The sequence below is a fragment of the Paenibacillus sp. RC84 genome, from assembly GCF_041260495.1.
Classification (GTDB): domain Bacteria; phylum Bacillota; class Bacilli; order Paenibacillales; family NBRC-103111; genus Paenibacillus_F.
Genome location: NZ_JBGBYL010000011.1, coordinates 193,701 through 218,246 on the forward strand (window position 1 = coordinate 193,701; position 24,546 = coordinate 218,246).

The 24,546-nt window shown below is 59.5% G+C and carries 18 protein-coding genes; 17 read left to right on the forward strand and 1 reads right to left on the reverse strand.

Features of this window, described 5'->3' with window-relative positions; all coding sequences use genetic code 11:
- The first annotated feature begins 119 nt into the window (after positions 1 to 119).
- The 15 genes from ABH899_RS24095 to ABH899_RS24165 all read left to right on the forward strand — a co-directional run bounded on the left by ABH899_RS24095 (position 120) and on the right by ABH899_RS24165 (position 20,535).
- Positions 120 to 6,125: a WIAG-tail domain gene (locus ABH899_RS24095; protein ID WP_370001145.1), complete on the forward strand. Its 6,006-nt coding sequence runs from the start codon at positions 120 to 122 to the stop codon at positions 6,123 to 6,125.
- A 256-nt stretch (positions 6,126 to 6,381) separates the two neighbouring features.
- Positions 6,382 to 7,104 (forward strand): sugar phosphate nucleotidyltransferase, encoded by a 723-nt coding sequence (locus tag ABH899_RS24100; RefSeq protein WP_370001147.1) that lies wholly within the window; start codon positions 6,382 to 6,384, stop codon positions 7,102 to 7,104.
- Positions 7,104 to 8,120 (forward strand): dTDP-glucose 4,6-dehydratase, encoded by a 1,017-nt coding sequence (gene rfbB / locus ABH899_RS24105; RefSeq protein ID WP_370001149.1) that lies wholly within the window; start codon positions 7,104 to 7,106, stop codon positions 8,118 to 8,120. Before ABH899_RS24100 ends, rfbB begins: the two co-directional genes overlap by 1 nt.
- On the forward strand, positions 8,117 to 8,986 hold the full coding sequence (gene rfbD, locus ABH899_RS24110; RefSeq protein WP_370001151.1) for a dTDP-4-dehydrorhamnose reductase: 870 nt from the start codon (positions 8,117 to 8,119) through the stop codon (positions 8,984 to 8,986). Before rfbB ends, rfbD begins: the two co-directional genes overlap by 4 nt.
- Positions 8,979 to 10,091 carry a CgeB family protein gene (locus tag ABH899_RS24115; protein ID WP_370001153.1) on the forward strand — a complete coding sequence of 371 codons (1,113 nt, stop codon included), beginning with the start codon at positions 8,979 to 8,981 and terminating at the stop codon, positions 10,089 to 10,091. Before rfbD ends, ABH899_RS24115 begins: the two co-directional genes overlap by 8 nt.
- A gap of 28 nt (positions 10,092 to 10,119) precedes the next feature.
- A complete protein-coding gene (locus ABH899_RS24120) occupies positions 10,120 to 11,238 on the forward strand; it encodes a CgeB family protein (protein ID WP_370001155.1) in 1,119 nt (372 codons plus the stop codon).
- A 136-nt stretch (positions 11,239 to 11,374) separates the two neighbouring features.
- Positions 11,375 to 11,746 carry a hypothetical protein gene (locus ABH899_RS24125; RefSeq protein WP_370001157.1) on the forward strand — a complete coding sequence of 124 codons (372 nt, stop codon included), beginning with the start codon at positions 11,375 to 11,377 and terminating at the stop codon, positions 11,744 to 11,746.
- A gap of 281 nt (positions 11,747 to 12,027) precedes the next feature.
- Complete coding sequence (locus tag ABH899_RS24130) at positions 12,028 to 13,776, forward strand: glycosyltransferase (protein ID WP_370001159.1); 1,749 nt, start codon at positions 12,028 to 12,030, stop codon at positions 13,774 to 13,776.
- Between the two features lie 73 nt (positions 13,777 to 13,849).
- Complete coding sequence (wecB, locus tag ABH899_RS24135) at positions 13,850 to 14,944, forward strand: non-hydrolyzing UDP-N-acetylglucosamine 2-epimerase (protein ID WP_370001161.1); 1,095 nt, start codon at positions 13,850 to 13,852, stop codon at positions 14,942 to 14,944.
- Positions 14,934 to 15,920, forward strand: a complete 987-nt coding sequence (locus ABH899_RS24140; RefSeq protein ID WP_370001163.1) for a polysaccharide biosynthesis protein — start codon at positions 14,934 to 14,936, stop codon at positions 15,918 to 15,920. Before wecB ends, ABH899_RS24140 begins: the two co-directional genes overlap by 11 nt.
- Positions 15,917 to 16,759 carry an SDR family oxidoreductase gene (locus ABH899_RS24145; RefSeq protein ID WP_370001165.1) on the forward strand — a complete coding sequence of 281 codons (843 nt, stop codon included), beginning with the start codon at positions 15,917 to 15,919 and terminating at the stop codon, positions 16,757 to 16,759. Before ABH899_RS24140 ends, ABH899_RS24145 begins: the two co-directional genes overlap by 4 nt.
- Positions 16,744 to 17,751: an NAD-dependent epimerase/dehydratase family protein gene (locus ABH899_RS24150; RefSeq protein WP_370001167.1), complete on the forward strand. Its 1,008-nt coding sequence runs from the start codon at positions 16,744 to 16,746 to the stop codon at positions 17,749 to 17,751. The genes ABH899_RS24145 and ABH899_RS24150 overlap by 16 nt, the downstream gene beginning before the upstream one ends.
- Positions 17,752 to 17,788: 37 nt before the next feature.
- Positions 17,789 to 18,634: a glycosyltransferase gene (locus ABH899_RS24155; protein WP_370001169.1), complete on the forward strand. Its 846-nt coding sequence runs from the start codon at positions 17,789 to 17,791 to the stop codon at positions 18,632 to 18,634.
- Positions 18,635 to 18,665: 31 nt separating this feature from the next.
- Positions 18,666 to 19,409, forward strand: coding sequence for a glycosyltransferase (locus ABH899_RS24160; RefSeq protein ID WP_370001171.1), 744 nt, complete (start codon positions 18,666 to 18,668; stop codon positions 19,407 to 19,409).
- Positions 19,410 to 19,452: 43 nt separating this feature from the next.
- Positions 19,453 to 20,535 carry a glycosyltransferase family 4 protein gene (locus tag ABH899_RS24165; RefSeq protein WP_370001173.1) on the forward strand — a complete coding sequence of 361 codons (1,083 nt, stop codon included), beginning with the start codon at positions 19,453 to 19,455 and terminating at the stop codon, positions 20,533 to 20,535.
- A gap of 79 nt (positions 20,536 to 20,614) precedes the next feature.
- Here the strand turns inward: ABH899_RS24165 and ABH899_RS24170 are convergent, their stop codons facing one another.
- A complete protein-coding gene (locus tag ABH899_RS24170; protein ID WP_218228151.1) occupies positions 20,615 to 21,811 on the reverse strand; it encodes a glycosyltransferase family 2 protein in 1,197 nt (398 codons plus the stop codon).
- 206 nt (positions 21,812 to 22,017) lie between these two features.
- On the opposite strand from ABH899_RS24170, the gene ABH899_RS24175 reads away from it, so the two are divergent.
- Positions 22,018 to 23,244, forward strand: coding sequence for an exo-alpha-sialidase (locus ABH899_RS24175; protein ID WP_370001175.1), 1,227 nt, complete (start codon positions 22,018 to 22,020; stop codon positions 23,242 to 23,244).
- A gap of 25 nt (positions 23,245 to 23,269) precedes the next feature.
- The gene (locus ABH899_RS24180) at positions 23,270 to 24,490 is read left to right on the forward strand and encodes a sialidase family protein (protein ID WP_370001177.1); all 1,221 of its coding nucleotides are present in this window, start codon (positions 23,270 to 23,272) and stop codon (positions 24,488 to 24,490) included.
- Positions 24,491 to 24,546 lie beyond the last annotated feature (56 nt).

The window sequence follows — 24,546 nt, forward strand, 5'->3', positions numbered from 1 at the left end:
AAATAGGTGATCGGGGCCGGACCGTGTCCGCGCCTTTTTTTTTCATAAATAGGCATAAACACCGGAGCGGAACGCTGCATAGGATACAGGAGGGAGAAGAACCGGAAAGGGAGATGGGAATGAAAAAAAAGAAAAACCCGGCGGGAGGCGCGCAGCGTCCGGCCTCCAGTAAATACAATGCGAGCATGAATGAGTTGCGCTGGCTGGATGAGGATCCGAAGAAGAAGAAAGAGCGTGAAGATGCCGTCATATCCAAAGCGGAAGCCGAAGCGCTCCGTAAAGCCGAGCGGCCAAAGCCTCAGGGTCTCCTCAGGGCGAAAGCCGAAGGAGCTGCCGGCGGAGGAAAGCAGACGGAATCGGACGGAAAAGGTTTTGCGAAGGCATCCGCATCCGCCGCTCAGGAAAAAAGCGCGATCAAGTCGGTTGCCGCTGAGCTTGTGCAAGACGAGGATATTTATGCCGGCGAAGAAATGCCGGAGGATTTCGAAGAATCTTTGCTAGTGCACGATGCGGCCGAAGACCACTCGATAAGTGAAGAGGACGACGATGAAGCAGTCGTGGCTTCCGATGTTCCGGAAGCTTTAGAAGCTCCGGCAGTCCCGGAAGCCCGAAAGGCTCCGGAAGTACCGAAAGCTTCAGAAGCACAAAAAGCTCCGGAAGCTCCGGAAGATGGCGGTAATTCAAACCGTCAAGCCCAGCCGGATATCTTCAAAACCGGCAAAAACGGTTCGCCGCTGCTGCTTTTGTCGGAGCGTAAAGAAGAACGCGGCAGCGAAGGTGTCGTGTATACCGACGATATTGTGGAAGCCGCCGTTACGGGTGAGAAAATCGCCAGCCGCGCCATCGACGAGTCGAAAATGAAGCCGAACAGTATCGGCACACGCTCCCTTCAAGACTTTTCGGTTGAGCGCTCGAAACTGGCCGACGGCAGTGTAACCAGCGAGAAACTCGCTCCCGGTGCCGTACTCCGCGAGCATCTGGCTTATGGCATCGTGAACGGCGATCATATCCAGATCCGTTCGATCACCAGCGATAAGATCGCGGATAAAAGCATCACGGTCGAAAAGCTTGCCGACGGGACGATCGATGCGGCCAAGTTCGCCCCCTACTCGATCCAGTCTCATCATTTGGCCGAAGCCAGCATAACCCCTGAACTGCTTGAAGATCAGGCCGTGACTTCGGATAAAATCAAAAGCGGTGCCGTCCAATCCCGCCATCTGGGCAACTATGTCATTAATTCGGCGAAGCTTGCCGAAGATGCGATAACTACCGAGAAGCTCCGGCATGAAGCGGTGACCGGGGAAAAAATAGCGCCGGCCAGCATTTCGGCATCCCATTTGGTGTCGGGAACGGTATCGGGCGACAAACTTTCCGCCGGAGCGGTGAATGCCGTCCACTTGGCGAAAGGTTCGGTGGGGGACCAACATATCGGAGGCGGAGTGATCGGGAGCGAGCATTTGAAGCCGGGTTCCGTGACACGGGAAAAGCTGGCTCCCGGCGCCGTCGATTCCGCTCAGCTGGCGGAAGAAGCGGTGGGCTTCCGAGAGCTTGCGAAAAAATCGGTTCGTCCCGAACACTTGGCGGACGGTTCTGTTCTATCGGTTCATATCGCGGAGGGAGAAATTCGTTCCGGCCATATCGGTTCGGCTCAAATTACGGAGGAGCTGATTGAGAACGGAGCTATAAAATCATTGAAAATCGGCCGGAGAGCTGTCGAAAGCCGTCATATCGACGAAGGTGCGGTTTTGACTTCTCACTTGGCGAATCAGGCCGTCACCACATCCAAACTTGCGACGGAATCGGTCTCGACGGATAAACTGACGGATTATGCGGTCAGTACAGCCAAACTGAACGACAGCAGCGTAACGAGCAAAAAGCTGGCCCGCGGAGCCGTAGAAAGCGAGCATATCCAGCCGTTCAGCATACAGTCCGTTCATATTGCGAACAACGCGATTACGGCGGCTAAAATAGCCGAGCAGAGCGTTAACGGAAGCCACTTGAAGGAAGGCGCGGTTAGCGGCGTTCATCTCGCCTCAAGCGCTGTGGAAGGACGCCATCTGGCGGCGGGTTCCGTTAAGCAGCAGCATTTGGCGAAAGGCGTGGTGACGAGCGAGACACTGGCGAGCGGAGCCGTGACGGGCGATGCATTGTCGGAGGGGGCTGTGACCAGGGAAACGCTGGCGGAAGGCGCCGTGACGACCGAAGCATTGGCGAGCGGAGCCGTGACGAGCAAGGCGCTGGCGAGCGGCTCAGTGACGAGTGAAGCGCTTGCGAGTGGGGCGGTAACGAGGGAAGCGCTGGCGGCCGGCTCGGTGACGAACGAGAAGCTGGCGGTAGACTCGGTGACAAGTAAAGCGCTGGCCGCAGGCGCCGTAACCAACAAAGCGCTGGCGGCGGGCTCGGTGACGAGTGAGGCGCTGGCGGCAGGTTCGGTGACGAGCGAAGCGCTGACGGCAGGCGCCGTAACGAGGGATGCGCTGGCGGAAGGTGCCGTGACGAGGGATGTTCTGGCGAGCGGAGCCGTGACGAGGGATGCGCTGGCGAATGGATCGGTGACGAGCGAAGCGCTCGCGGAAGACGCCGTAACGAGCGAAGCGCTGGCAAGCGGAGCCGTGACGAGTAAGGCCCTGGCGGCAGGCGCCGTAACGAGTGGAGCGCTAGGGAAAGGAGCCGTGACGAGGGAAGCGCTGGCGTACGGAGCGGTGACGAGCGAGGCGCTGGCGGAAGGTGCCGTGACGAGCGAAGCGCTGGCGGCGGGCGCGGTGACGAGTGAGGAGCTGGCGTACGGAGCGGTGACGAGCGAAGCGCTGGCGGAAGGCGCGGTGACAAGCGAAGCGCTGGCGGCGGGCGCGGTAACGAGTGAGGAGCTGGCGTACGGAGCGGTAACGAGCGAAGCGCTGGCAGAAGGCGCGGTGACGAGCGAAGCGCTCGCGGAAGGGGCCGTAACGAGCGAAGCGTTGGCTGAGGGCGCGGTGACAAGCGAGGCGCTGGCGGAAGGTGCCGTGACGAGCGAAGCGCTAGCGGCAGGAGCGGTGACGAGCGAAGCGCTGGCAGAAGGTGCGGTGACGAGCGAAGCGCTGGCGGGAGGCGCCGTGACAAGCGAAGCGTTGGCGTACGGATCGGTGACAAGCGAAGCGCTGGCGTACAGAGCGGTGACGAGCGAAGCGCTGGCAGAAGGTGCCGTGACAAGCGAAGCGCTCGCGGAAGGGTCGGTGACGAGCGAAGCGCTGGCGGCAGGCGCGGTGACGAGCGAAGCGCTAGCGGCAGGTGCCGTGACGAGCGAAGCGCTGACGGCAGGCGCGGTGACGAGCAAAGCGCTGGCGGCAGGCGCGGTGACCAGCGAAGCGCTGGCGGACGGATCGGTGACCAGCGAAGTGCTGGCGGACGGAGCGGTGACAAACGAAGCGCTGGCCGACGGAGCGGTGACAAGCAAAGCGCTGGCGGACGGAGCGGTGACCAGCGAAGCGCTGGCGGACGGATCGGTGACCAGCGAAGCACTGGCGAGCGGAGCCGTGACGAGTGAAGCGCTGGCGTATGGCTCGGTGACGAGTAAAGCGCTGGCGTACGGATCGGTGACGAGCAAAGGGCTGGCGAGCGGATCGGTGACGAGTAAAGCGCTGGCGAGCGGCTCGGTGACGAGCGAAGCGCTGGCGAGCGGCTCGGTGACGAGCGAGGCGCTGGCGGAAGGCACGGTGACGAGCGAAGCGTTGGCGGCAGGCGCGGTGACAAGCGAAGCGTTGGCGAACGGATCGGTGACGAGCGAAGCGCTGGCGGATGGAGCCGTGACGAGCGAAGCGCTGGCGGCAGGCGCGGTGACGAGCGAAGCGTTGGCGAACGGAGCGGTGACAAGCGAAGCGCTGGCGGATGGAGCCGTGACGAGCGAAGCGTTGGCGAACGGATCGGTGACCAGCGAAGCGCTGGCGGATGGAGCCGTGACGAGCGAAGCGCTGGCGGCAGGCGCGGTGACGAGCGGAGCGCTGGCGGCAGGCGCGGTGACGAGCGAAGCGCTGGCGAACGGGTCGGTGACCAGTGAAGCCCTGGCGGATGGAGCCGTGACGAGCGAAGCGTTGGCGGCAGGTGCCGTGACGAGCGGAGTACTGGCGAGTGGAGCCGTGACAAGTGAGGCGCTGGCAAACGGATCGGTGACCGGTGAAGCGCTGGCACCAGGCGCGGTGACGAGTGAGGCGCTGGCCGAAAGATCGGTGACGAGCGAAGCGCTGGCGAGTGGAGCCGTGACAAGTGAGGCACTGGCGAACGGGTCAGTGACCAGTGAAGCGCTGGCGGTTGGCGCGGTGACGAGTGAGGCGCTGGCCGAAGGATCGGTGACGAACGAAGCGCTGGCGAACGGGGCGGTGATGAGCGAAGCGTTAGCGGCAGGCGCGGTGACGAGTGAGGCGCTGGCGGCAGGCGCGGTGACGAGCGAAGCGCTGGCGAACGGGTCGGTGACGAGCGAAGCGCTGGCGGCAGGTGCGGTGACGAGTGAGGCGCTGGCGGCAGGATCGGTGACCAGCGAAGCGCTGGCGAACGGGTCGGTGATCAGTGAAACGCTGGCGGTAGGCGCGGTGACGAGTGAGGCGCTGGCCGAAGGATCGGTGACAAGCGAAGCGCTGGCGAACGGGTCGGTGACGAGCGAAGTGCTGGCGGCAGGCGCGGTGACGAGCGAGGCGCTGGCGAGCGGCGCCGTGACAAGCGAAGCGCTGGCGGAAGGTGCCGTGACGAGCGAAGCGTTAGCGGCAGGCGCGGTGACGAGTGAGGCGCTGGCGAAAGGAGCCGTGACGAGCGAAGCGCTGGCGAACGGATCGGTGACGAATGAAGCGCTGGCGTACGGATCGGTGACAAGTAAAGCGCTGGCGTACGGATCGGTGACGAGCAAAGCGCTGGGGAGCGGATCGGTGACGAGCAAAGCGCTGGCGTACGGATCGGTGACGAGTAAAGCGCTGGCGAGCGGATCGGTGACGAGCGAGGCGCTGACGAGCGGATCGGTGACGAGCGAGGCGCTGGCGGCGGGCGCGGTAACAAGCGAAGCGCTGGCGGCAGGCGCGGTGACGAGCGAGGCGTTAGCGGCAGGCGCGGTGACGAGTGAAGGGCTTGCTGAAGGAGCCGTGAGAAGCAAAGCGCTAGCGGCAGGAGCCGTAACGAGCGGAGCGCTGGCATACGGATCGGTGACGAGCGAGGCGCTGGCAAACGGAGCGGTAACGGGCGAAGCGCTGGCGCATGGATCGGTGAGGAGCGAAACGCTGGCGGAAGGAGCCGTGACCGGCGAAGCGCTGGCCAAAGGAGCCGTAACCGGCGATCACGTCCAACCGGGAACTATCACGCTGGCGCACCTTCATCCGGACGCGCTTTCGATCCGGGAGCTTGCCGATCATCGCGGCGCCCACTTGGCTCCGAAGAGCGTCACGGAAGATCACCTGGCGATGGGATCTGTGGCGAGCGGGCATTTGCAGGCTTCCTCGGTTCTGTCTCTCCTTATCGCGAACAGGGCGGTGACCGGTGAAAAGCTTGCGGACGAAGCGGTATCTTCCGCTAAACTGGCGCCATCGGCCGTGGGAAGCGAGCATTTGCAAGCCGATGCCGTGGATACGAATCATCTCGCAAACGGTTCTGTCACGGAAGACAAAATCGCTTCGGGTTCGATCGGGGCGGGGCATCTCCGGAGCCAATCCGTCGAGAACGGCCATTTGGCCGAGGGCAGCGTTACTTTCAACAAAATTTCCGCAGGCGCGGTCCAGCCGATCCATCTGGCGGAAGCTTCCGTAACGGAAGCGAAGCTGGCCCCGGAATCGGTGCATGCCGAGCATCTGGCGGCAGGGGCCGTAGAAGAGAGCAAACTGGCCTTCCGGCCGGTGCAGGCTCCTTCGGGCAAAAAGGCCGTGCTTCAGCAGTTCGGTCTGACGGACTTCCGTTTCCAGGAGCAGGACGACGTACTGGAAATCGGCATCTCCTTCGAGGAACCTTTTGCGAATGCCTCTTACGTGCTTGTGGCGACAGGCAGCCATCCGGCCTGCTATGCGGTATGCAAACAGAAAACGGTGAAGACGGCCGTCCTCTCGATTGTCCGGACACAGCCGGGACTTGCGTTCGATGTTGTTCTAAACTGGATTGCGGTCGGCTCCAAGGGCTGATTGCGGCAGACGGAGTTTTTAAATAGCGTTCATTGAAAACCTTCCTTTAACGGGAAGGTTTTTTCTTTTTCCACCGGGCTAAATAGCGCCGTACAAAAGCCAATTTTGAGCAGAGTGGTTGGGAGTCCTTATTCGCGGAATGGGGAAAAGCATATGATTTACCATGTGATCTTCAGGTGTGAACTGGAAATTAAATCGTGAAGTTTGGCAGCGGCTTTCTTATTTCCGGAAAGCATGCGGGAAAGGGGTGTGCCTGGTGAAAGGAGTTATACTGGCGGGTGGAACGGGAAGCAGACTGCGTCCCTTGACGAACCTGATGAATAAGCATCTTCTGCCTGTCGGGAAATATCCGATGATTCATTATTCCGTGATGAAGCTGAAGGAAGCGGGCGTGAAAGAAATTTTGCTGGTCACGGGCAAGCAATCCGCCGGTCTGTATACGGAATATTTGGGGAGCGGCTCGCAGTGGGGCGTTTCCATTACGTACGCGGTCCAGGAACAGGCCGGGGGGATTGCCGAAGCGCTTGGCCTCGCGGAGCGTTTTATCGGGCGGGATAAGAAATTCGTGATGCTGCTCGGGGATAATCTCTTTCAGGATTCTCTGGAGCCTTTTCTTCGCGATTTCGAAAGCCAGTCTGAAGGAGCCATGGTGCTGCTGAAAGAAGTACCCGACCCCGAACGGTACGGCGTGCCTGTTTTGACGGACGGAAGGATTGTCCATATTGATGAAAAACCGGCAAGGCCGAAATCCTCTTACAGTGTGACGGGGATTTATTTCTATGACGCCGAGGTGTTCCGTGTTCTGAAAACGTGCCGTCCCTCCAAGCGGGGAGAGCTGGAAATTACGGACGTAAACAATGCGTATGCCCTCAAAGGACGGCTTGCCTACAGGATATTGAGCAATTGGTGGGTGGATGCGGGAACTCACGAATCCCTGTATGAAGCGATCCGCCACATGTGGAAGGAGGAGGAAGGATAATGGCCGTTCTCCTTGTAACAGGCGGTATGGGGTTTATCGGCAGTCATTTTATCCGGTTCTGGCACAACCGTCATCCGCAGGACTCGCTGATTAATCTGGACCTGCTTACGTATGCGGGCAACCCGTATAACCTGACGGATCTTCAGGATTCGCCCCGTTACCGGTTTATTCGCGGAGATATCGCGGATGCCCCGTTTCTTGAGCGGCTGATGGGCGGAACCTCCATAGACGCTGTCGTTCATTTCGCCGCCGAATCTCACGTGGACCGGAGCATCCGGGAACCCGCCGCTTTCGTGCGGACGAATGTGCTGGGGACCCAGCAACTGCTGGAAGCCGCGCGCCGGGAGGGCGTCCCGAAATTTGTCCATGTCTCCACGGACGAGGTATACGGGACGCTCGGGACCTCCGGCGTTTTTACCGAAGAGACTCCCCTTGCGCCCAACAGTCCCTATTCGGCTTCCAAAGCGGGCTCGGATCTGCTGGCGCGGGCTTACCATGAAACTTACGGATACCCGGTTGCCGTCACACGCTGCTCCAACAATTACGGGCCGATGCAGTTTCCGGAAAAACTGATCCCCACTCTCATCATCCGGGCGCTGCGGGATTTGCCGCTGCCGCTCTATGGAGACGGGGAGCATGTGCGCGACTGGCTTCATGTCGGAGATCATTGCGCGGCCATCGCCGCCGTGCTCGAATCCGGCAGGCCGGGTGAAGTTTACAACGTCGGGGGAGGCAGCGAGCGCACGAACCTGGAAGTCGCCCGGACCGTCCTGAAGGCGCTTGGCAAGCCAGACACCCTGATCTCCTTTGCTCCGGACCGGCCGGGTCATGACAGAAGATACGCGATCGATGCTTCCAAGCTGACCGGGGAGCTGGGTTGGAAGCCTGCTTATACGTTTGAGGAGGGACTGCGCTCTACAGTGGACTGGTACGTCCGGAACCGGACCTGGTGGGAGCGGATTTTAAGCGGAGAATACCGGGGCCATCATCTCTTGAAAGGAGGCGGTCCCGCATGAAAATACTGATTACCGGTGCGGGGGGACAACTCGGGAGCGATCTTGTCCGGGTACTGTCCCCGCGGCATAAGCTTGCCGCATTGACCCGGCACGAGCTGGATGTTGGAGACGGAGCGGCCGTGGACGCGGCCGTATTCCGGGAACAGCCCGAGATTATTATCCATGCGGCGGCTTATACGGACGTGGACGGGGCGGAACGCGAGATCGACCGGGCCTACCGTGTAAATTCCGCAGGCACCTGGCATATGGCGGAGGCGGCTGAACGCATCGGAGCGAAGTTCGTCTACGTCAGCACGGATTACGTGTTCGACGGCTGTAAAGGCGCTCCTTATATTGAGCGGGATAAACCGAATCCGCTCAGTGTTTACGGGACCTCCAAGCTGCACGGGGAAAAATTCGCGTCGATGCTGTGCGAGCGTCATTTTATCGTCCGGACTTCTTGGCTGTACGGCCGCGGAGGCAACAATTTCGTCGCCAAAATCGTGGAGAAGGCGAGGAGGGGAGCCGAACTGAGCCTGGTGGACGATGTATTCGGATCGCCGACCTACAGCCACGATCTGGCCGTCTTTATCGGCTCGCTCATTGAAACGGAGGAATACGGGACTTATCACGGCTCGAACGGAGGCGTCTGCACCCGGTACGAATTCGCCCGCGAGATCATCCGGGTTCTCGGTATGGAAGGCGTGAAGCTGCGCCGGGCCAAGGCCGACATGTTTCCTCTCCCGGCGGCAAGACCGGCACACTCGGCGCTGGCCGATACAGCTTCCGGGGCGATCGGCGTCAAGCCGCTCCGGCCGTGGAAGGAAGCGCTCCGTCACTTTCTCCTGACGGACCTGGCGGACGGGAGAGAAGCCAGTCATGCGTGAACGGGTTAAACGCGGCCGGCAACCCGTGAAAACGCCGGAGAAAGCCCGGAGCCGAGGCTGGGAACAAGGCTGGGAACAAGGCTGCCGCTACGGCAGCTGCCAGGCGGTTCTGAACCGGCTTCCCGCTCCGGCCTTCGGCTTTATCGAGAAGCGGGTTCTGTTTGTCCTGCAGGGTTTCGAAGCGATCGATGCGGGAATCCAGCAGGGGCTGGCAAGCTTGACGCGGGAGCTTATCGTATGTAAGCCGGAGCATATGCTCCAGACGGCCGCCGCCTCCAGGCCGGATATGATGCTGGTGCTGAACGGACTCCATGTGTTCCCGGAGGATCATCTGGCCCAGGCGGACGGAGTCCGGAGGCTCGGGATCCAGACGGCTATCTGGTTCGCGGACGATCCGTATTTTATGGATCTCACGCCGGCGATTGTGCCTCATTACGACTACATTTTTACCCATGAGCGCAACGCGGTCGCGTACTACCGGTCCCTGGGGTGCGAGCGTGTGTTCCATCTGCCTCTGGCCGCGGCCGGGCATATTTATTACCCGCAGCCGGCGGAACCGTCCTATCTCAGCGATGTGTGCTTTATCGGGAACGCCTTTCCGAACCGCATTGATTTTATCGACGCGCTGGCTCCCGCGCTGGCGGGGAGAAAAGTGGTGCTGATCGGGGCGCTGTGGGATCGGCTGAAGCATTACAAGCAGCTGCGCGGGGGCATTCACCTGGGATGGAAGCCGATGGACGAGGCGGCGAAGTATTATAACGGCGCCAGAATCGTATTAAACCTGCACCGGGCTCCCCTCGATCCCGTGTACAGTAAAAATAAAATCGGGCTGCCCGCGGGTTCGATCAACCCTCGCACCTATGAAATTTCGGCCTGCGGAGCGTTTCAATTAACGGACCTGCGGGGGGATCTCGCGGAATTTTATGCTCCGGGTGCGGAAATAGAGACGTTCCAGTCGCCGGAAGACTGCGCAGGCAAGCTGCTGTATTATCTTCGGAATGAGGAACGAAGAAGAGAGATAGCCGTCCGGGGGATGATGAAGACGCGCGCAAGCCACAGCTTCGAGGCAAGGCTTAGCCAACTGCTTCAAATCGTTTTCGGCTAGACGGAATTTGCAGAAGGAGGTGGAGCAGATGGCTGCTCTGTCCAAAAGAGGCCGTTCTCTCGCGGTAAAACAAGCGGAAGGTTGGCAGAACGGGTACACCCTGGGCGCCCAGGCCGGTTACCGGCTGGGCCGGTGCGAATCGATTATGCACCGGATTTCTCTTGCGCCCACGGCTTTTTGGGATAAAAAAGTGCTCTATGTAACGTCCGGGAAGGGACTTCCTTATTCCCCTCTGGATACGGGGATTATCGAAACCATCCGGCCGATGGTGCGGGAACTTGTCTTTGCCCAGCCAACTCATGACTTGGCTTTGACGGCGGCCCGGGAAATGCCCGACTTTGTACTGGTGCTCGATGCGATGATGCTGCCCCTGGACCAGCTGGAGCTGATCCGCAGTTGGGGAATCAAAACGGCCGTCTGGCTGCTGGACGATCCGTATTATACGGACGTGACGCTGAAACTGGCTCTGTCTTTCGACTACGTGTTCACGATAGAGCTGAACTGCGTCAGCTTTTATACCGAAAGCGGGTGTCCGAACGTTTACTATCTGCCCCTTGCCGTGGATTCTTCCGTGTACCGTCCCAAAGCCGTTGCGGCAGGGAACAACAGGGGAGCCTGTTTCGTAGGATCGGGGTATTGGAACCGGGTCCAGATTTTCAATTCCTTAACGCCCACGCTGCTCAGACACGACGTTCACTTTACGGGTTTATGGTGGGACCGGCTCGCCGCTTATTCCAAACTGTCCGGGAGAATCAATCTCAACAAATGGATGGGTCCCGAGGAAACGGCCGATTACTACAACGGATCGAAAATCGTTATCAATCTGCATCGGGCCTACGATGATGAACAGTTCAACAACAACAGCCGCGGAATCCAAGCCGTCTCTCCTAACCCGCGCACGTTCGAAATTTCGGCCTGCGGTGTGCTTCAACTGACGGATATCCGGAACGATCTGTCCCGTTTTTACGAGCCCGGCACGGAAATCGTGACCTACGGATCGGCGGAAGAGCTCCGCGATAAGCTGGAGTATTACCTGACCCATGAGGAAGAAGGCAGGGAAATTGCACTGCGCGGACTGAGCAGGACGATGAGGGAGCATACATTTACGAACCGGCTGACGGACTTGTTCCGGGTCGTATTCGGTTGATTTTTCCCGGGATTCCCGGCGTCAATAGGGGCGCGAGCGGAAAGCGGCGGGGACGGCAGCGGCATATAGTGAAGGAAGCGCGTAGGCGCGGCAGCCGCCTGCCCGTATCACTTACGGGGAAGGGACGAGAACTACCATGAACAAGAAGACAGGAGCCAAATCGGCATCGGTAAAAAAAAGGCGGACGGCCGGAACGGCTTCATCGGAACCGCCGGTAAAAAGGAAGGCCGGGCTAAAGAAAGCGTCCGGGTCGGGAGCCGTGAAAAGCAGGAGAGCGGGAGCTGTTTCCCGGAAGGGGACCGGCGGCAGGAAGAAAAGCGCGAAAGCCGGCCGGGGGAAAAGGCTGAGGAAAAAACGTCCCCTGTCCGCTTCCGGGAGACGCAGAACCGCGGTCGATGCCGCCTATAATCAGGCATTTAACGAAGGGTACGATTCGGGCTTCCAGGCCGGCTTCTCTCAGGGCGTCGCGGACGGAGAGCATATTCCGACAGAGGCGGCGGCCGGGTAGCGTTCCGGTGCGGATACCCGCCGGGGACTTCCTTAGGGGAAGTCCCTTTTTTTGCGGCCGGATTTCGCCAAACCGCTCCGTTTCCGCGCAGGCACGGGATGTACGCCGGGGCATTCGGGATGAGGAAGGCCGGTTTTTCGTGAAAACGTCCTGTGTTTTTCCAAATTGTACGAATGCTAGGGGTTCAACTGTCGTGCCGTGTAGAATGTCCCGCTAATATATTGTACTACCCACACAGATAAGGAGGTGAACACCATATCTGATCCGCAGGTATGTATCCGATGAATGCACGAAGGATCATGCTGTTCTCGCATTTGTGCTCCAGACAGCATATAACCGGAGCCGAGAAGCTGCTGCTTTTCATGGTCCGGGAACTGAAAGAACGGCATGACTGCATCCTGGTCGTACCCGGCGAAGGTGTTCTTTCCCGGGAGGCGCGGGCGGCCGGCATTTATACCCTGGTTGTACCGTTCCCGCTCGTGTGGGAGGTGTACACCCCGGATGCCGGTCTTACGGGACAGCTGGATGGGCTGCCGGTCACGGAGCCGGGAGCTTTGGTGGAATTGCTGCGCGTGCTCGGTCAATATCGGCCTGATCTGGTCATCTCTAATACATGTGTCAACGTGCTGCCCCCTGTGGCGGCCAAGGCTCTCGGGATTCCGGTGCTCTGGATGATTACGGAAAAAATGACGGACACAGCCTTCACGCCGGTTTCGACGGAGTTTATCCACCGGCATGCGGATCTGGTAGCGGGCATCTCGGAAGCGACTTTAGTCCCCTTCGGCGTCCGGGAAGCGGAATCGCAGATCGTGATGTATCCGTCCTGGCATGAGGAAACAATGGAGAGCGGTGACTGGAGTGTGCTGCGCGAGCGGCGCAGAGCCGGGTCCGGCATCGGCAGCGGCGAAGTGCTGGCGGGCTATATCGCTTCGGACATTTATCCGCTCAAGGGATTGGATCACTTTATCGGGGCCGCGCTGGAGCTTTGTCCCGCTTACCCTCACGTTCATTACCTGATTGCGGGCAAACCGACGGACTCCGCTTTTTACCGGCAGTGCCGTAATTTGACGGTCCAATCGGGATACGGCGGAAGATTTCATTGGACCGCTTTTGAAAAAGAAGTGGCCTCGCTCTATACGGCCATGGATTTCGTTGTCGTTCCGAGCTTGACGGAAGAGGGCTTCGGCATGACCGCACTGGAAGGCATGATGTTCGGCAAGCCGGTGATCGCTTTCGATTCCGGCGGACTGCGGGAAATTCTTGGGCATACCGGGAATGCCCGTTTTCTTGTGCCGAGAGGAGATACCCGGACTCTCGCGGCACGGATGAGAGAGCTGGTCGAGGACCCGCTTCTGCGGATGCAGACCGGGGAAGCGAACCTCTCCGCAGTCCGGAGCGTCTTCGGCATCGAGGCTTACCGGTCCAGACAAGAGCAGCTTCTGGCAAGGCTGGAAAACAAGCTGGCGGTCCGCCAAAACAATCCGCAGCCGCAGGTCCCGCCCGTCCTTGGCGGCGTGCCCGGGCCCCTGGTTATCGTCAGGGGCGTGCGGCCGGACTTCTATCTGCTGCGGGACGGCATCCGTTACCCGGTGACCGAAGCGCAGCGGCTGCGGCTCGGGGCGGGCGTGGTGCAGGTTCCGGAGGGGCTCTTGGCTTCCCGGCCTGTCGGCACGGTCCTGAGCTTCCCGGACGAAGCTGCACCGCCGCCTTGGACCGGCGCCAAGCCGGCCCGCCGCAAGGGCGTGCGCGCGGCGCGCAAGAGGCGCTCCGGCGCCAAGCCGGCCCGCCGCAAGGGCGTGCGTGCGGCGCGCAAGAGGCGCCCCGGCGCCAAGCCTGCCCGCCGCAAGGGCGTGCGTGCGGGGCGCAAGAGGCGCTCCGGCGCCAAGCCGGCCCGCCGCAAGGGCGTGCGTGCGGGGCGCAAGAGGCGCTCCGGCGCCAAGCCTGCCCGCCGCAAGGGCGTGCGTGCGGGGCGCAAGAGGCGCTCCGGCGCCAAGCCTGCCCGCAGCAAGAGCGTGCGTGCGGCGGCCTGACAGCCCGACTGCAGCGGGTCTGCGGTTCAAGGACTGAAGGCAATCAGCCTATCACGGAAGGAAGGTGGCACCGTTGAAAATCGTGACGTTGCTCGGCACACGGCCGGAAATTATCCGGCTGAGCCTGATTATGCGCAAGCTTGACGAATTGGCGGAGAAACATGTCGTGGTGCACACGGGCCAGAACTTTACGTATACGCTCAGCGACGTGTTCTTCCGTGAACTCGGATTGCGGCAGCCTGATCATGTGCTCCAGGACCGGCAGCAGTCTCTGGGTGCGCAGCTTGCGACGATGTTCGGCGAGCTGGAGACGATCCTGAACACGGAGCGGCCCGACCGTGTCCTGCTGCTGGGCGATACGAACAGCGCCCTGGGCGCGGTACTGGCCGAGAGAATGGGCATTCCCGTCATTCATATGGAGGCGGGCAACCGCTGCTATGATCTGACCGTACCCGAGGAGAAAAACCGCCGCATTATCGATGCGGTGTCCACGATAAACATGCCGTACACGAAACAGAGCAAAGAACATCTTGTCAGGGAGGGCGTGCCGAGCCAGCGCATCGTCCGTACCGGCAATCCGATCTACGAGGTGCTGCGGCACTACAGCGGCCAAATCGAGCAAAGCGACGTGCTGGAGCGTCTGAATCTGACGCCGGGCGGGTATTTCGCGGCAACCATCCACCGGGCGGAGAATGTGGATCATCCCGTTCATCTGCGCGAAATCATGAACGGCCTGAGCGGGGTGGCGGAACGCTTCGGCAAACGCATCCTGTGCAGTCTGCATCCCCGCACCAAGTCCCGCCTGGAGGCGGAAGACAGCTTGAGCATTCATCCGCTGGTCGAGTTTCACGAGCCTTTCGGATTTTTCGATTTCGTGAAGCTGGAGAAGAATGCGGACTGCGTCCTGACGGACAGCGGGACGGTTCAGGAAGAATGCTGCATTTTCCACGTGCCTACCGTTACCGTGCGCCGGACGACCGAACGGCCTGAGACGATTGACTGCGGCAGCAATGTGGTGTCGGGACTGGATGCGAAACGGATTGTATCCGCCGCCGGTCTGATGACGCGTATGCCACGGGACTGGGAATGCCCGGAAGGCTATCTGGACACGGACGTATCGGCAAAAGTCGTGAAATATGTACTGGGAGGGAATCTTCATGTTTCGTAATACGAGGATATTGGTAACCGGAGGAACCGGTTCTTGGGGCTATGAGTTGATCCGGCAGCTTCTTCCTCAAGAGCCCAAGGAAATCATTGTGTTTTCCCGGAACGAATCGACTCAGGTGGCGATGCAGCGCTCTTTTGAAGATAACCGCCTCAGTTTCTGCATCGGGGATATCCGCGACCGCGAAGCTTTGATCCGCGCGACGGAGGAGGTGGACTATGTGTTCCATCTGGCCGCCCTCAAGCACGTCCCCGTTTGCGAGGAACAGCCCTACGAAGCGCTCAAAACCAACGTAGTCGGCACCCAGTATGTTATCGAGGCGGCTATCGAGAACAAGGTCAAGAAAGTCATCTACATCTCGACGGACAAAGCGGCGAATCCTTCCAACTTCTACGGCATGACCAAAGCGATCGGAGAGAAGCTGATCGTGCAAGCTAACCTTTTGCGGACGGATACGAAGTTTGTCTGTGTCCGGGGCGGCAACGTGCTGGGAACCAACGGCAGCGTGATTCACTTGTTCCACAAGCAGATCCACGAGAAAAGTCAGATTTCGATTACGGATATGGCCATGACCCGCTTTTTCCTGACGCTCGAAGAGGCGATTTCTCTGCTTTTCAAAGCCTCGGAAGAAAGTGTGGGCGGCGAGATATTCGTCATGACGATGCCGACCTGCAAAATTCTCGATCTGGCCGATGTGCTTATCGAAGCTTCCGGTAAGACGGGAGTGGCAATCGTGGAAACCGGAACGAGACCCGGCGAGAAGATCCACGAGATTTTGCTTACGGAATTCGAAAGCCAGACGACGGTGCTGTACGACGAGGTATATCTGGTCATTCTGCCGACTCTGGAAATTCCCGGGCTTAAGGATCACTACGCTCCGTATCCCAAGGCGGAAATCAGCAGCTTTTCGTCCAAAGACAATGTGATGGAAAAAGAGGCGATCCGCGCCCTGCTCGTTAAAGGAGGTTTTCTTGCATGAAGCTGCTCGTCACCGGCGGGCAGGGGATGGCGGGACATGTGATGGTCCGGTATCTGCGCCGTCTGCCCGGATTTCAGGTCGCTTATACAACACGGGACGGGTGCGACCGGGAAGGGCTGCTTGCCGATGCCAGGGATACGGCCCGGATCCGGGGCATTATCGAAACGTTCCGTCCCGATGCCGTCATTAACTGTATCGGTGTGCTAAACCAGTTTGCCGAAGCGGACCCCGTTAACGCCTATCGCGTCAACGGGATTTTCCCGCACGATCTGGCGGAAGCGGCCCTCGGGGCCGGAGGCCGGCTTATTCATATCAGCACGGACTGTGTCTTCTCGGGCCGCCACGGGGACCATACGGAGGATGACGTGCCGGACGGCACCAGTGTATACGGGCGGTCCAAGGCGCTTGGAGAGGTCCGGGAGGCCCCGCACCTGACGGTCCGCACGTCGATCATCGGCCCTGAAATCCGAGAATCGGGCATCGGGCTTCTCCATTGGTTCCTGAGTCGGGAGGGGGAAGTGGGCGGCTACACGAGAGCTTACTGGAACGGCGTCACCACGCTGGAGCTTGCCAAGTTTATCGAGCACGCGCTGCGGCGTCCGGAGCTAACGGGCCTCGTACATTTGACGGCACCCGTCAAGGTGAGCAAATACGAGCTGCTGAATCTGTTCCGCAAGCAGTTCGGGCGCACGGATATAGAGGTGCGCAAGAACGCTTCCGTCCGCTTGAACCGGACGCTTAAAAATACGCGCAGCGATCTGAACTACGCCATTCCGGGGTATGAAACGATGCTGAAGGAACTGGATGAATGGATGTGTGCGTTATGCCTCGAATCCTGATCACCGGGGCGGGCGGCTTTACGGGCCGCACCGCCTGTGATTATTTTGTCTCCAAGGGCTACGAGGTCGCCGCCGTGGTCCGGAACGCGGGACTGGCGCACGTCAAGCCCGGAAACGGGGAGGCGCCGGTCGTGCCGGATCGCGTGGATGCTTGGGGCGTCCCGCCCGGGTCAAACGGGCCAAGTGCGGCGCAAGAGTCCGAGTCCGCTAAGCCCGGCACCGGCATGCCTGCCGGAAAGCTCTATTCCTGCGATTTGACCCGGCAGGAGGACGTGAAGACGCTGGTCGCGGAAACCGGCCCGGACTGGGTGCTCCACCTGGCCGGGCGCAATTCCGTCGCCGAATCGTGGAAGGACCCGGCTGCGTTCCTGCAGGCGAACGTGATGGCTTCCGTGTATCTGCTGGAAGCGCTGCGTACGCGGCCCGGCACGCGGGTTCTCGTCGCGGGCTCCATGCTCGGCGCGGCCGAACCCGGCGAGCCGCTCCCGCATCCGTACGGCTTCAGCAAAATGCTGCTGCTGTACGCCGCCCGCTCCTGGCACCGGTGGTTCTCGCAGCAGATCATGGTGGCGCTGCCGTCCAACCTGATCGGCCCGGGTCCTTCCGGCGGCATCTGCGGGCTGCTCGCCCGCAAAATCGCGGCCCTGGAGGAGGGCGGTCCGCCGGAACCGTTCCGGCTCTCGTCCCTCGGCGAGGAGCGCGATTATCTCGATGTGCGGGACGCGGTCTCGGCCTACGAAACCATTCTCGGCCACGGAGAGCCGGGGGCGGTCTACCGCATCGGATCGGAGCGGCTGCGTCCGCTCGGCGAGATCGTCTCGGTCTTCCGCTCGCTGACTCCGGCGGCGCTGCCTCTGGAGGACGAGAACAAGCCGCGTCCGGAGCCTGCCAGGCCGATGGATGTCTCGGCCCTGAAGGCGCTGGGCTGGTCGGCGCGGATTCCGTTCGAAACGTCCCTGTCGGATGCGCTGGATTATTACAGGCGGAACTGACGACCGCTCCCACCTTTGAAGGAAAAGAGGTGAATGCATGCTGCCGAAAGTAACGGTCGTGATTCCCTTCTACAACTGTCCGTACGTGGATCAGGCGGTTTCCAGCGTGCTGAACCAGACCTATACCAACATCGAGCTGATTGTAGTGGATGACGGCTCCACGCTGCACAAAGAAAAACTGGAGCCCTATATGGACCGGCTGATTTATATCGGAAAAGAAAACGGGGGAGCCGCATCCGCTCTGAATATGGGTTTCGCTCTCGCCACGGGGGACTATGTAGCCTGGCTGAGCTCCGACGATCTTTTTTACCCGGATAAAATCGGGCGTCAGGTGCAGTTCATGCTGGAACGGAACTCGATCTTCAGCCATACGGCCTTCGACCAGATCGACGAGGCGGGAGCCGTCACGCAGGCGAATGTGGCATCCAGATACCGGTATCCCCATGAATTTACGCGCGCCTTCCTGTCGATCTGCCCCGTCAACGGCTGCACGGTCATGATGCGCCGGGATCTGTTCGGGACGGTCGGATATTTTGACGAGACACTCCGGTATACCCAGGATTACGAGTTCTGGATCCGCGTGCTGCTGACCGGTTTCCCGCTGGATTTCCTGGATGCCCCGCTTACGCTGTACCGCCTTCACGGCGGCATGGGAACCATGCTCTACCAGCCTGCCATCTGGGAGGAAGTATTAAGCGTCCGCAGCCGTTACCGGCCGTATTTGCTGCGGTATTCGCGAAGCCAGAGGCGGCTTCTGTCCGGAAGAAGGCATCCGGCATTGCGGCCTCGCAAACGCCCGGCTGCACGGCCTCGCAAGCGTCCGGCTAACACGCTCAAATCCCGCAAGGGGAGGGCCGGCAAAGGGGTTAAAAAGCGCAGATAACGGGCAGGCGACTGCGGGAAGGAGGTGGGAAATGCCGCCCCGGGTGAGCATTATAATCCCTTTTTACAATTGCGCCTATGTGGATCAGGCGATCGTCAGCGCGCTAAGCCAGACGTATCCCGACCGAGAAATCATCGTGGTGGACGACGGTTCCACCCTGCATCAGGATAAAATAACGCCGTACTTGCCGTGGATCCACTATTTGGGGAAAGCAAACGGAGGAACGGCCTCGGCGCTCAACCACGGAATCCGCCACGCTTCGGGCGATTATATCGCCTGGCTCAGTTCGGACGACCGTTTTCACCCGCATAAACTGGCGGTTCAGCTTAACGGGCTGGCTTCGGCGAATGCGGACATCAGCTTTACGAACTACGAGATTGTCGACGAGCACGGGCGCGTCCTGTACGCGCCTAATTTTCCTACCGATCCGGGAAATACGCAGTATTTCAATACGTCCACGAAGCTGTACACCTACATGCTCCAGTACAACCCGATCAACGGCTGCACCGTCCTAATGCACAAAAATCTGTTTCGTCGCTACGGGTTTTTCGACGAGACGTGCAAGTATACGCAGGACCTGGAGATGTGGCTCCGCCTTGCCGCAGCCGGGGTCCGGATCGAGTTCGTGAACGAGAAACTGACCCAGTACCGGCTCCACCGGAAGATGGGCAGCCGGAATCACCAGCCGGCAATCCAGCAGGAGGTGGATATGCTGCGTGCCCGTTACAACCCGCTGCTGGTCGCCCGCATCGCTTCCTTGGGAGCGGGGGGATAGGGGCCCGTCCCGTCTCTTGCATCAGCTTGAAAGAAGGTGTGCCATGAAGCTTTTATTCGTGTTCTATATCCCGAGCGGAGGGATGGAGACTCTGAACCGCCAGCGGGTTATCGCGCTGAAGAAGATCGGCATCTCGTGCAGCCTGCTGTATTTGCATGAAGGAACGGGGATGCAGAACCTGGACGGGGTGCCCGTTTACGTGACGAAAGACGAGAAAGAGATTACGGAGCTTGTCAACCGGGAACGATTCGAGGCGGTTATCATCTCTACGGTGGCCGAACTGATTCTACCCCTGCGGTCAAGCGGCTACACGGGCAAAATCATTTACGAGGCGCAGGGACTGGGGAGCGTGGAGGAGGCGGAGTTTATTCTGAAACGGATTATCCCGCTGCTCACCCTGCACGCCGATGCCGTGCTGTATCCCCGCACCCCGCACCTGATCCGGATTTTCGAGACGTACTACGCCCGGATGAAAAGGTTCAGCTTTCATAATTGTATCGATATGGAAAGCTTCCACTTTGAAAGGCATCCCGTCGCTCCGGCTCCCATCATCGGGTGGGTAGGAAGGATCGAGCCGAACAAGAACTGGCGGAGTCTTCTGGAGGTCGGACGCTTGTTCAAAACGCGGGGCCGTCCGGTCGAAATCCGCATGTATGTGGATAATACGCTCGGATCGGAAGAGGGGGAGTTCCGTAAGCTGGCTGCGGATTACGAACTGGGTTCCCGCTTGACGGTGCTGGCGAACCTTCGGCACAAAGAAATGGCGCGGCAGTATTCCGTCATCGGCGATTCCGGCGGCGTACTGCTCTCGACCTCGCGCGTGGAAGGATTCGGCTATGCGGTGCTGGAAGCCATGTGCTGCCGGTGTCCCGTCGTCTCGACGGATTCGGACGGAGTCAGGAGCTTTATCGCGGACCGCGTAACGGGAAGGTTCTATCCCCACGACGACCATGAAGAGGCGTTCCGCCAAATTTCGGAGCTCATGGATAACGTCCCGCTGCGGGAGGAAATCCGCTTCAGAGCGAGCCGGCATGCGGCGGAACAGTTTTCTCCGGGCCTGTACGCCCGGCAGTTTTCCTGCATGCTGGGCGCGCTTGGAATCGGGCTCGTGAAGCAGCATGGTTAAAAACGCTTGGCGGACTCCGCCAAGCGTTTTTTCGCGTACGCGCACGATAGAGACAGAGGCGGATGGAGACTGCGGCCGTCTACCGGAGCAAAAGCTCCTTCAGCTTCGCTGAACGAAACAGCTCGGTTGAGGGCATGCCCGCACGAGGATCGAAGCGGTACGCGAGATCGCTCCGGTCGCCGTTGTAGCAAACGGAATAAGCGCCTTCGGGAGCGCTGCGCAGGGCGGCCGTTAGGACTTGCAGATCCATGTATTCAAAATCCCGCTCCCGGTATGCGATCGTGGCGAACGGGGTCGCAAGCTTTTTCAGGCAGGTATGAACGGCTTCGATAGGCGGCATGCCGGGAAAGAAGCGGGTGCTAAGCAGAGGGTCCCGGATCCCGTGAAGAAGGCCGGTTGACGCTCGCTCCGGCGTGACGTCGACCACGACCACCTGAAAGTTGCTGTAGTATTGGTCCAAAAGGTGGTCGAGCCGGTCGGGGAGACTCCCGGACGCATCGGTCACCGGTAAGTAAACGGTCGTTTCCAGAGGAATGCTTTGTCTTTCCCTGGCTTGCTTTTTGGTCAAACGGAATGCGTGACGCCAGCGGCGGTGCTGCTCGACAGACCCTTTGAGCTTGGCGGAAATGCTGAAATCCGAGTCGACCCGGTATTCCACGAGTTCTACGGGAATATAGCGCAGCTCGCACAGATGAGATAATCTCAGCCAATATTCGTAGTCTTCGACGGGTTCCATGTGGTACCCGCCGATTTTCCGGGCGTAGCACGATTTGTACATAAAAGATACGCCGACAATGCATACGTCGAGAAGTTCCTCTTTCGGCTTATTCTGATACCGGCGGAATTCCTCCTGAAAGGCCTCGTCGCGAAGCGGCAGTCCGTCCGCGTCTATCTCACGGAAACAGCTGTAGACGAGCCCGACTTCCTCGGGCGCATGCGCAAGCTCATGCCGCAGAAGCTCGATAAAGTAGGGGTGGGTGCGGTTGTCGCTCGACACCCAGGTCACATAGCGGATGTCGGGATCTTCAAAAAGCCGCCGGAATCCCCGGTTCAATGAAGCGGATACGCCCAGATTCCGTTCGTTCTCCACAATCTCCACACGCGTGTCGTGAGCGGTCAATTGCCTGATTTGCAGTCCCATTTGTTCGGATACTCCGTCGATGACGATGATAAAGCGGAAATCCGCATACGTCTGGTTAAGGATGGTTTCGATCGCTTCTTGCAAATAAGACGGCCTCTGCAAATACACCGGCATAACAATGCCGACATCACTCATGTAAAGCTCCCTTCTTTCCTGGCTGATTGCTCGGACAGACAAACTCACCGCCGTCGCGCCGGATGTTTACTTCAGTTTATTCCGCCGCATTTGACGGGTGTGGACATTGGCAGGGGAGACGGATAATTTCCGAATTGTCCATTGCCGAGACCAATCTCCGGCATACATTGGAGTACAAGATTATTGGTATTCGTCAGGAGGCCCCTATGCCTAATTTTCAAATCAATGCTTCGGGCAATCCGAAGCAGGAACCGTCTATCGCCGTCAATTTGCTGGATGCCAATATCATGATCGCAACGGCGACCGATTTTACGCTGGGGCCGCCGCTTACCGGCGTATACCGGTCGCAGGATGCGGGAGTGAACTGGACGAATTCCTTTCTTCCCCTGCCGCCGGGTTTTACGGGAGCGGAGGCCGCTTTTGCGGCTTACGGGTTTCCGAATCTGTTCCTGATCGTGGCCCATGTTTTCCCCGGCAACTCCAGCGGTACGATTGCGGCTTACAGGTCCACGGACAACGGGCTCAGCTTCTCGGCGCCGATTATCGTGAATCCGGGATACGGCACGTTCATTAACAACGATTGGACCAAAGTGTTCTTCGACAATTCCCAATCCAGTCCGTTTCTCGGTAATGCTTATGTCACTTATAACCGCCAGTACAATGTCGACGCGGGCGGATTCTCGGTGGCCGCTTTCCAGCGCTCCCTTGACGGAGGAGTCACGTGGGAGGCTCCGCTGGTTCTCTCGAATGTCCGGAGAGACACGGAACGCGCAGATATCGGCATCGATTTACAAGGCGGCCTTCATTTCGGCTGGATCGATACTTCGTCTGACCCGCCCGCGTTTTTTGTGAGGCGTTCCCTGGATGGCGGGGCGACCTTCGGTTCCCCGATCCTGGTTTCGGATGTGACGCTTGTGCCGGACGTCCTCCCTGTTCCCGGTTACGGGTTCCGGGTCCTGAACTTCTCCAACGTCATGGCGGATACCGCGCTTGTGTCCCCCGGGAGGGGCAACATTTATGCGGTCTGGCAGGATAACCGGCAGGGGTATGCGGATGTGTATTTGTCCCGATCCGCCGATCAGGGGCTGACCTGGAATACGCCCATACCCATTACGGACAGCCCGGCAGGGGCGCAAAATTTTTTCCCGGCTATAACGGTATCGCCCAAAACAGGCACCATTACCGTGATTTACTACACGAACCGGCTGAACGGCTTTGACCTCGACGTTTATGCGGCCCAGTCCAGGGATGGAGGCAGCACCTTCACGAATATTCGCGTGACGACGACTTCCTTTAATCCGAACGGAGACAGTCCGGTTCCGGTACCGCTGATCGGAGATTATATCGATGTCGGTACGGTTCCGCCGGATAATTTCTATGGCGTCTGGACCGATACAAGGACCGGCTCGCAAGTAACGTGGGGCGGATTTTGACATTCACAAAAGGAGGCGGACACAAATGGCAAATTCACAGGTATCCCCCGCCGGAACGCTTGCCCAGACACCCAGCGTGGCGGCCAATTACCTGACTGCGCTCAATATCGTGGCGTCTGCGACGGATTTTACGACAGGGGCGGCCCGGATTGCCGTCTATCGCTCGGTTGATCAGGGCATCTCATGGGGACCTCTTATTCTGCCGCTTCCGGCAGGATATATCGGCGGCGAGTCCAACGTCGTGGCTTACGGGTTTCCGAACGTATTCATCGTGGCGTCCCATGTTTTCGATGCGGCGGGCAACGGCTCGATTGCCGTCTACACGTCGACGGACAACGGAATCACTTTCGGAGCGCCGGTCATTGCGGCTCAAGGGTTTACGACGTTCATCAACAATGTGCAGGTGAACGCGGTCTTTGACAATTCCCAGGTCAGCACGTATCAGGGCAGCGTTTACCTGGTCTATGTCCACCAATTCAATACGGACTTTGTGGGCGGGTCCGTGATCTTCTTTCAACGTTCGTTGGACAACGGGCAGACCTGGCTCCGGCCCGCGCTTGTGTCTCCGGACGCCGATTTTGTGACGCGTGGGGACGTGGTTGCGGGACTGACGGGAATTGTCTATGTGGCTTACATCTCGTTAACTCCGTTTACACGCTTCGAGGTAAGCCGTTCGCTGGATGGCGGGGCCACTTTCCAGACACCGGTAATCGTTTCGCCCGTCACGCTGGTGCCCAGCGTCTTGCCGGTTACGGGGTACGGCTTCGAAGTGCCGACCGGCGCCAATATCGCCGTCGATAATTCGGCGCTGTCCACAAGCGGGACTCTTTACGCGGTGTGGCAGGATAACCGGCAGGGTTACGCGGACGTATTCCTTTCCCGGTCCTTCGATCAGGGACTGACCTGGACGGCTCCCGTCTCTGTTACGTCGGCTCCGGCCGGGACTCAGAACTTTTTTCCTTCTATAGATGTCTCCCCAAAAAGCGGACTGGTCACCATTCTGTACTATTCCAATCAGATTGACGGGTTCGATTTGGATATGTATGTGGCCATATCGGCGGACGGGGGAGCCTCGTTTTTTAACCGGAGGGAATCCACCGCCTCCAGCAACCCGAATGCGGGCAGCGCCACACCGGTGCCGTCCATCGGGAATTACACGGACATCAGCACCATCCCTCCTTTCGGGTTTATCGGCGTCTGGACGGATACGAGAACGGGGACGCAGGCGATTTTTTCGGGCAATTAACCGGTATGCAAACCGGGAGGGAGATACATGCAGAATCCGGAAGCAGGCGTATATGC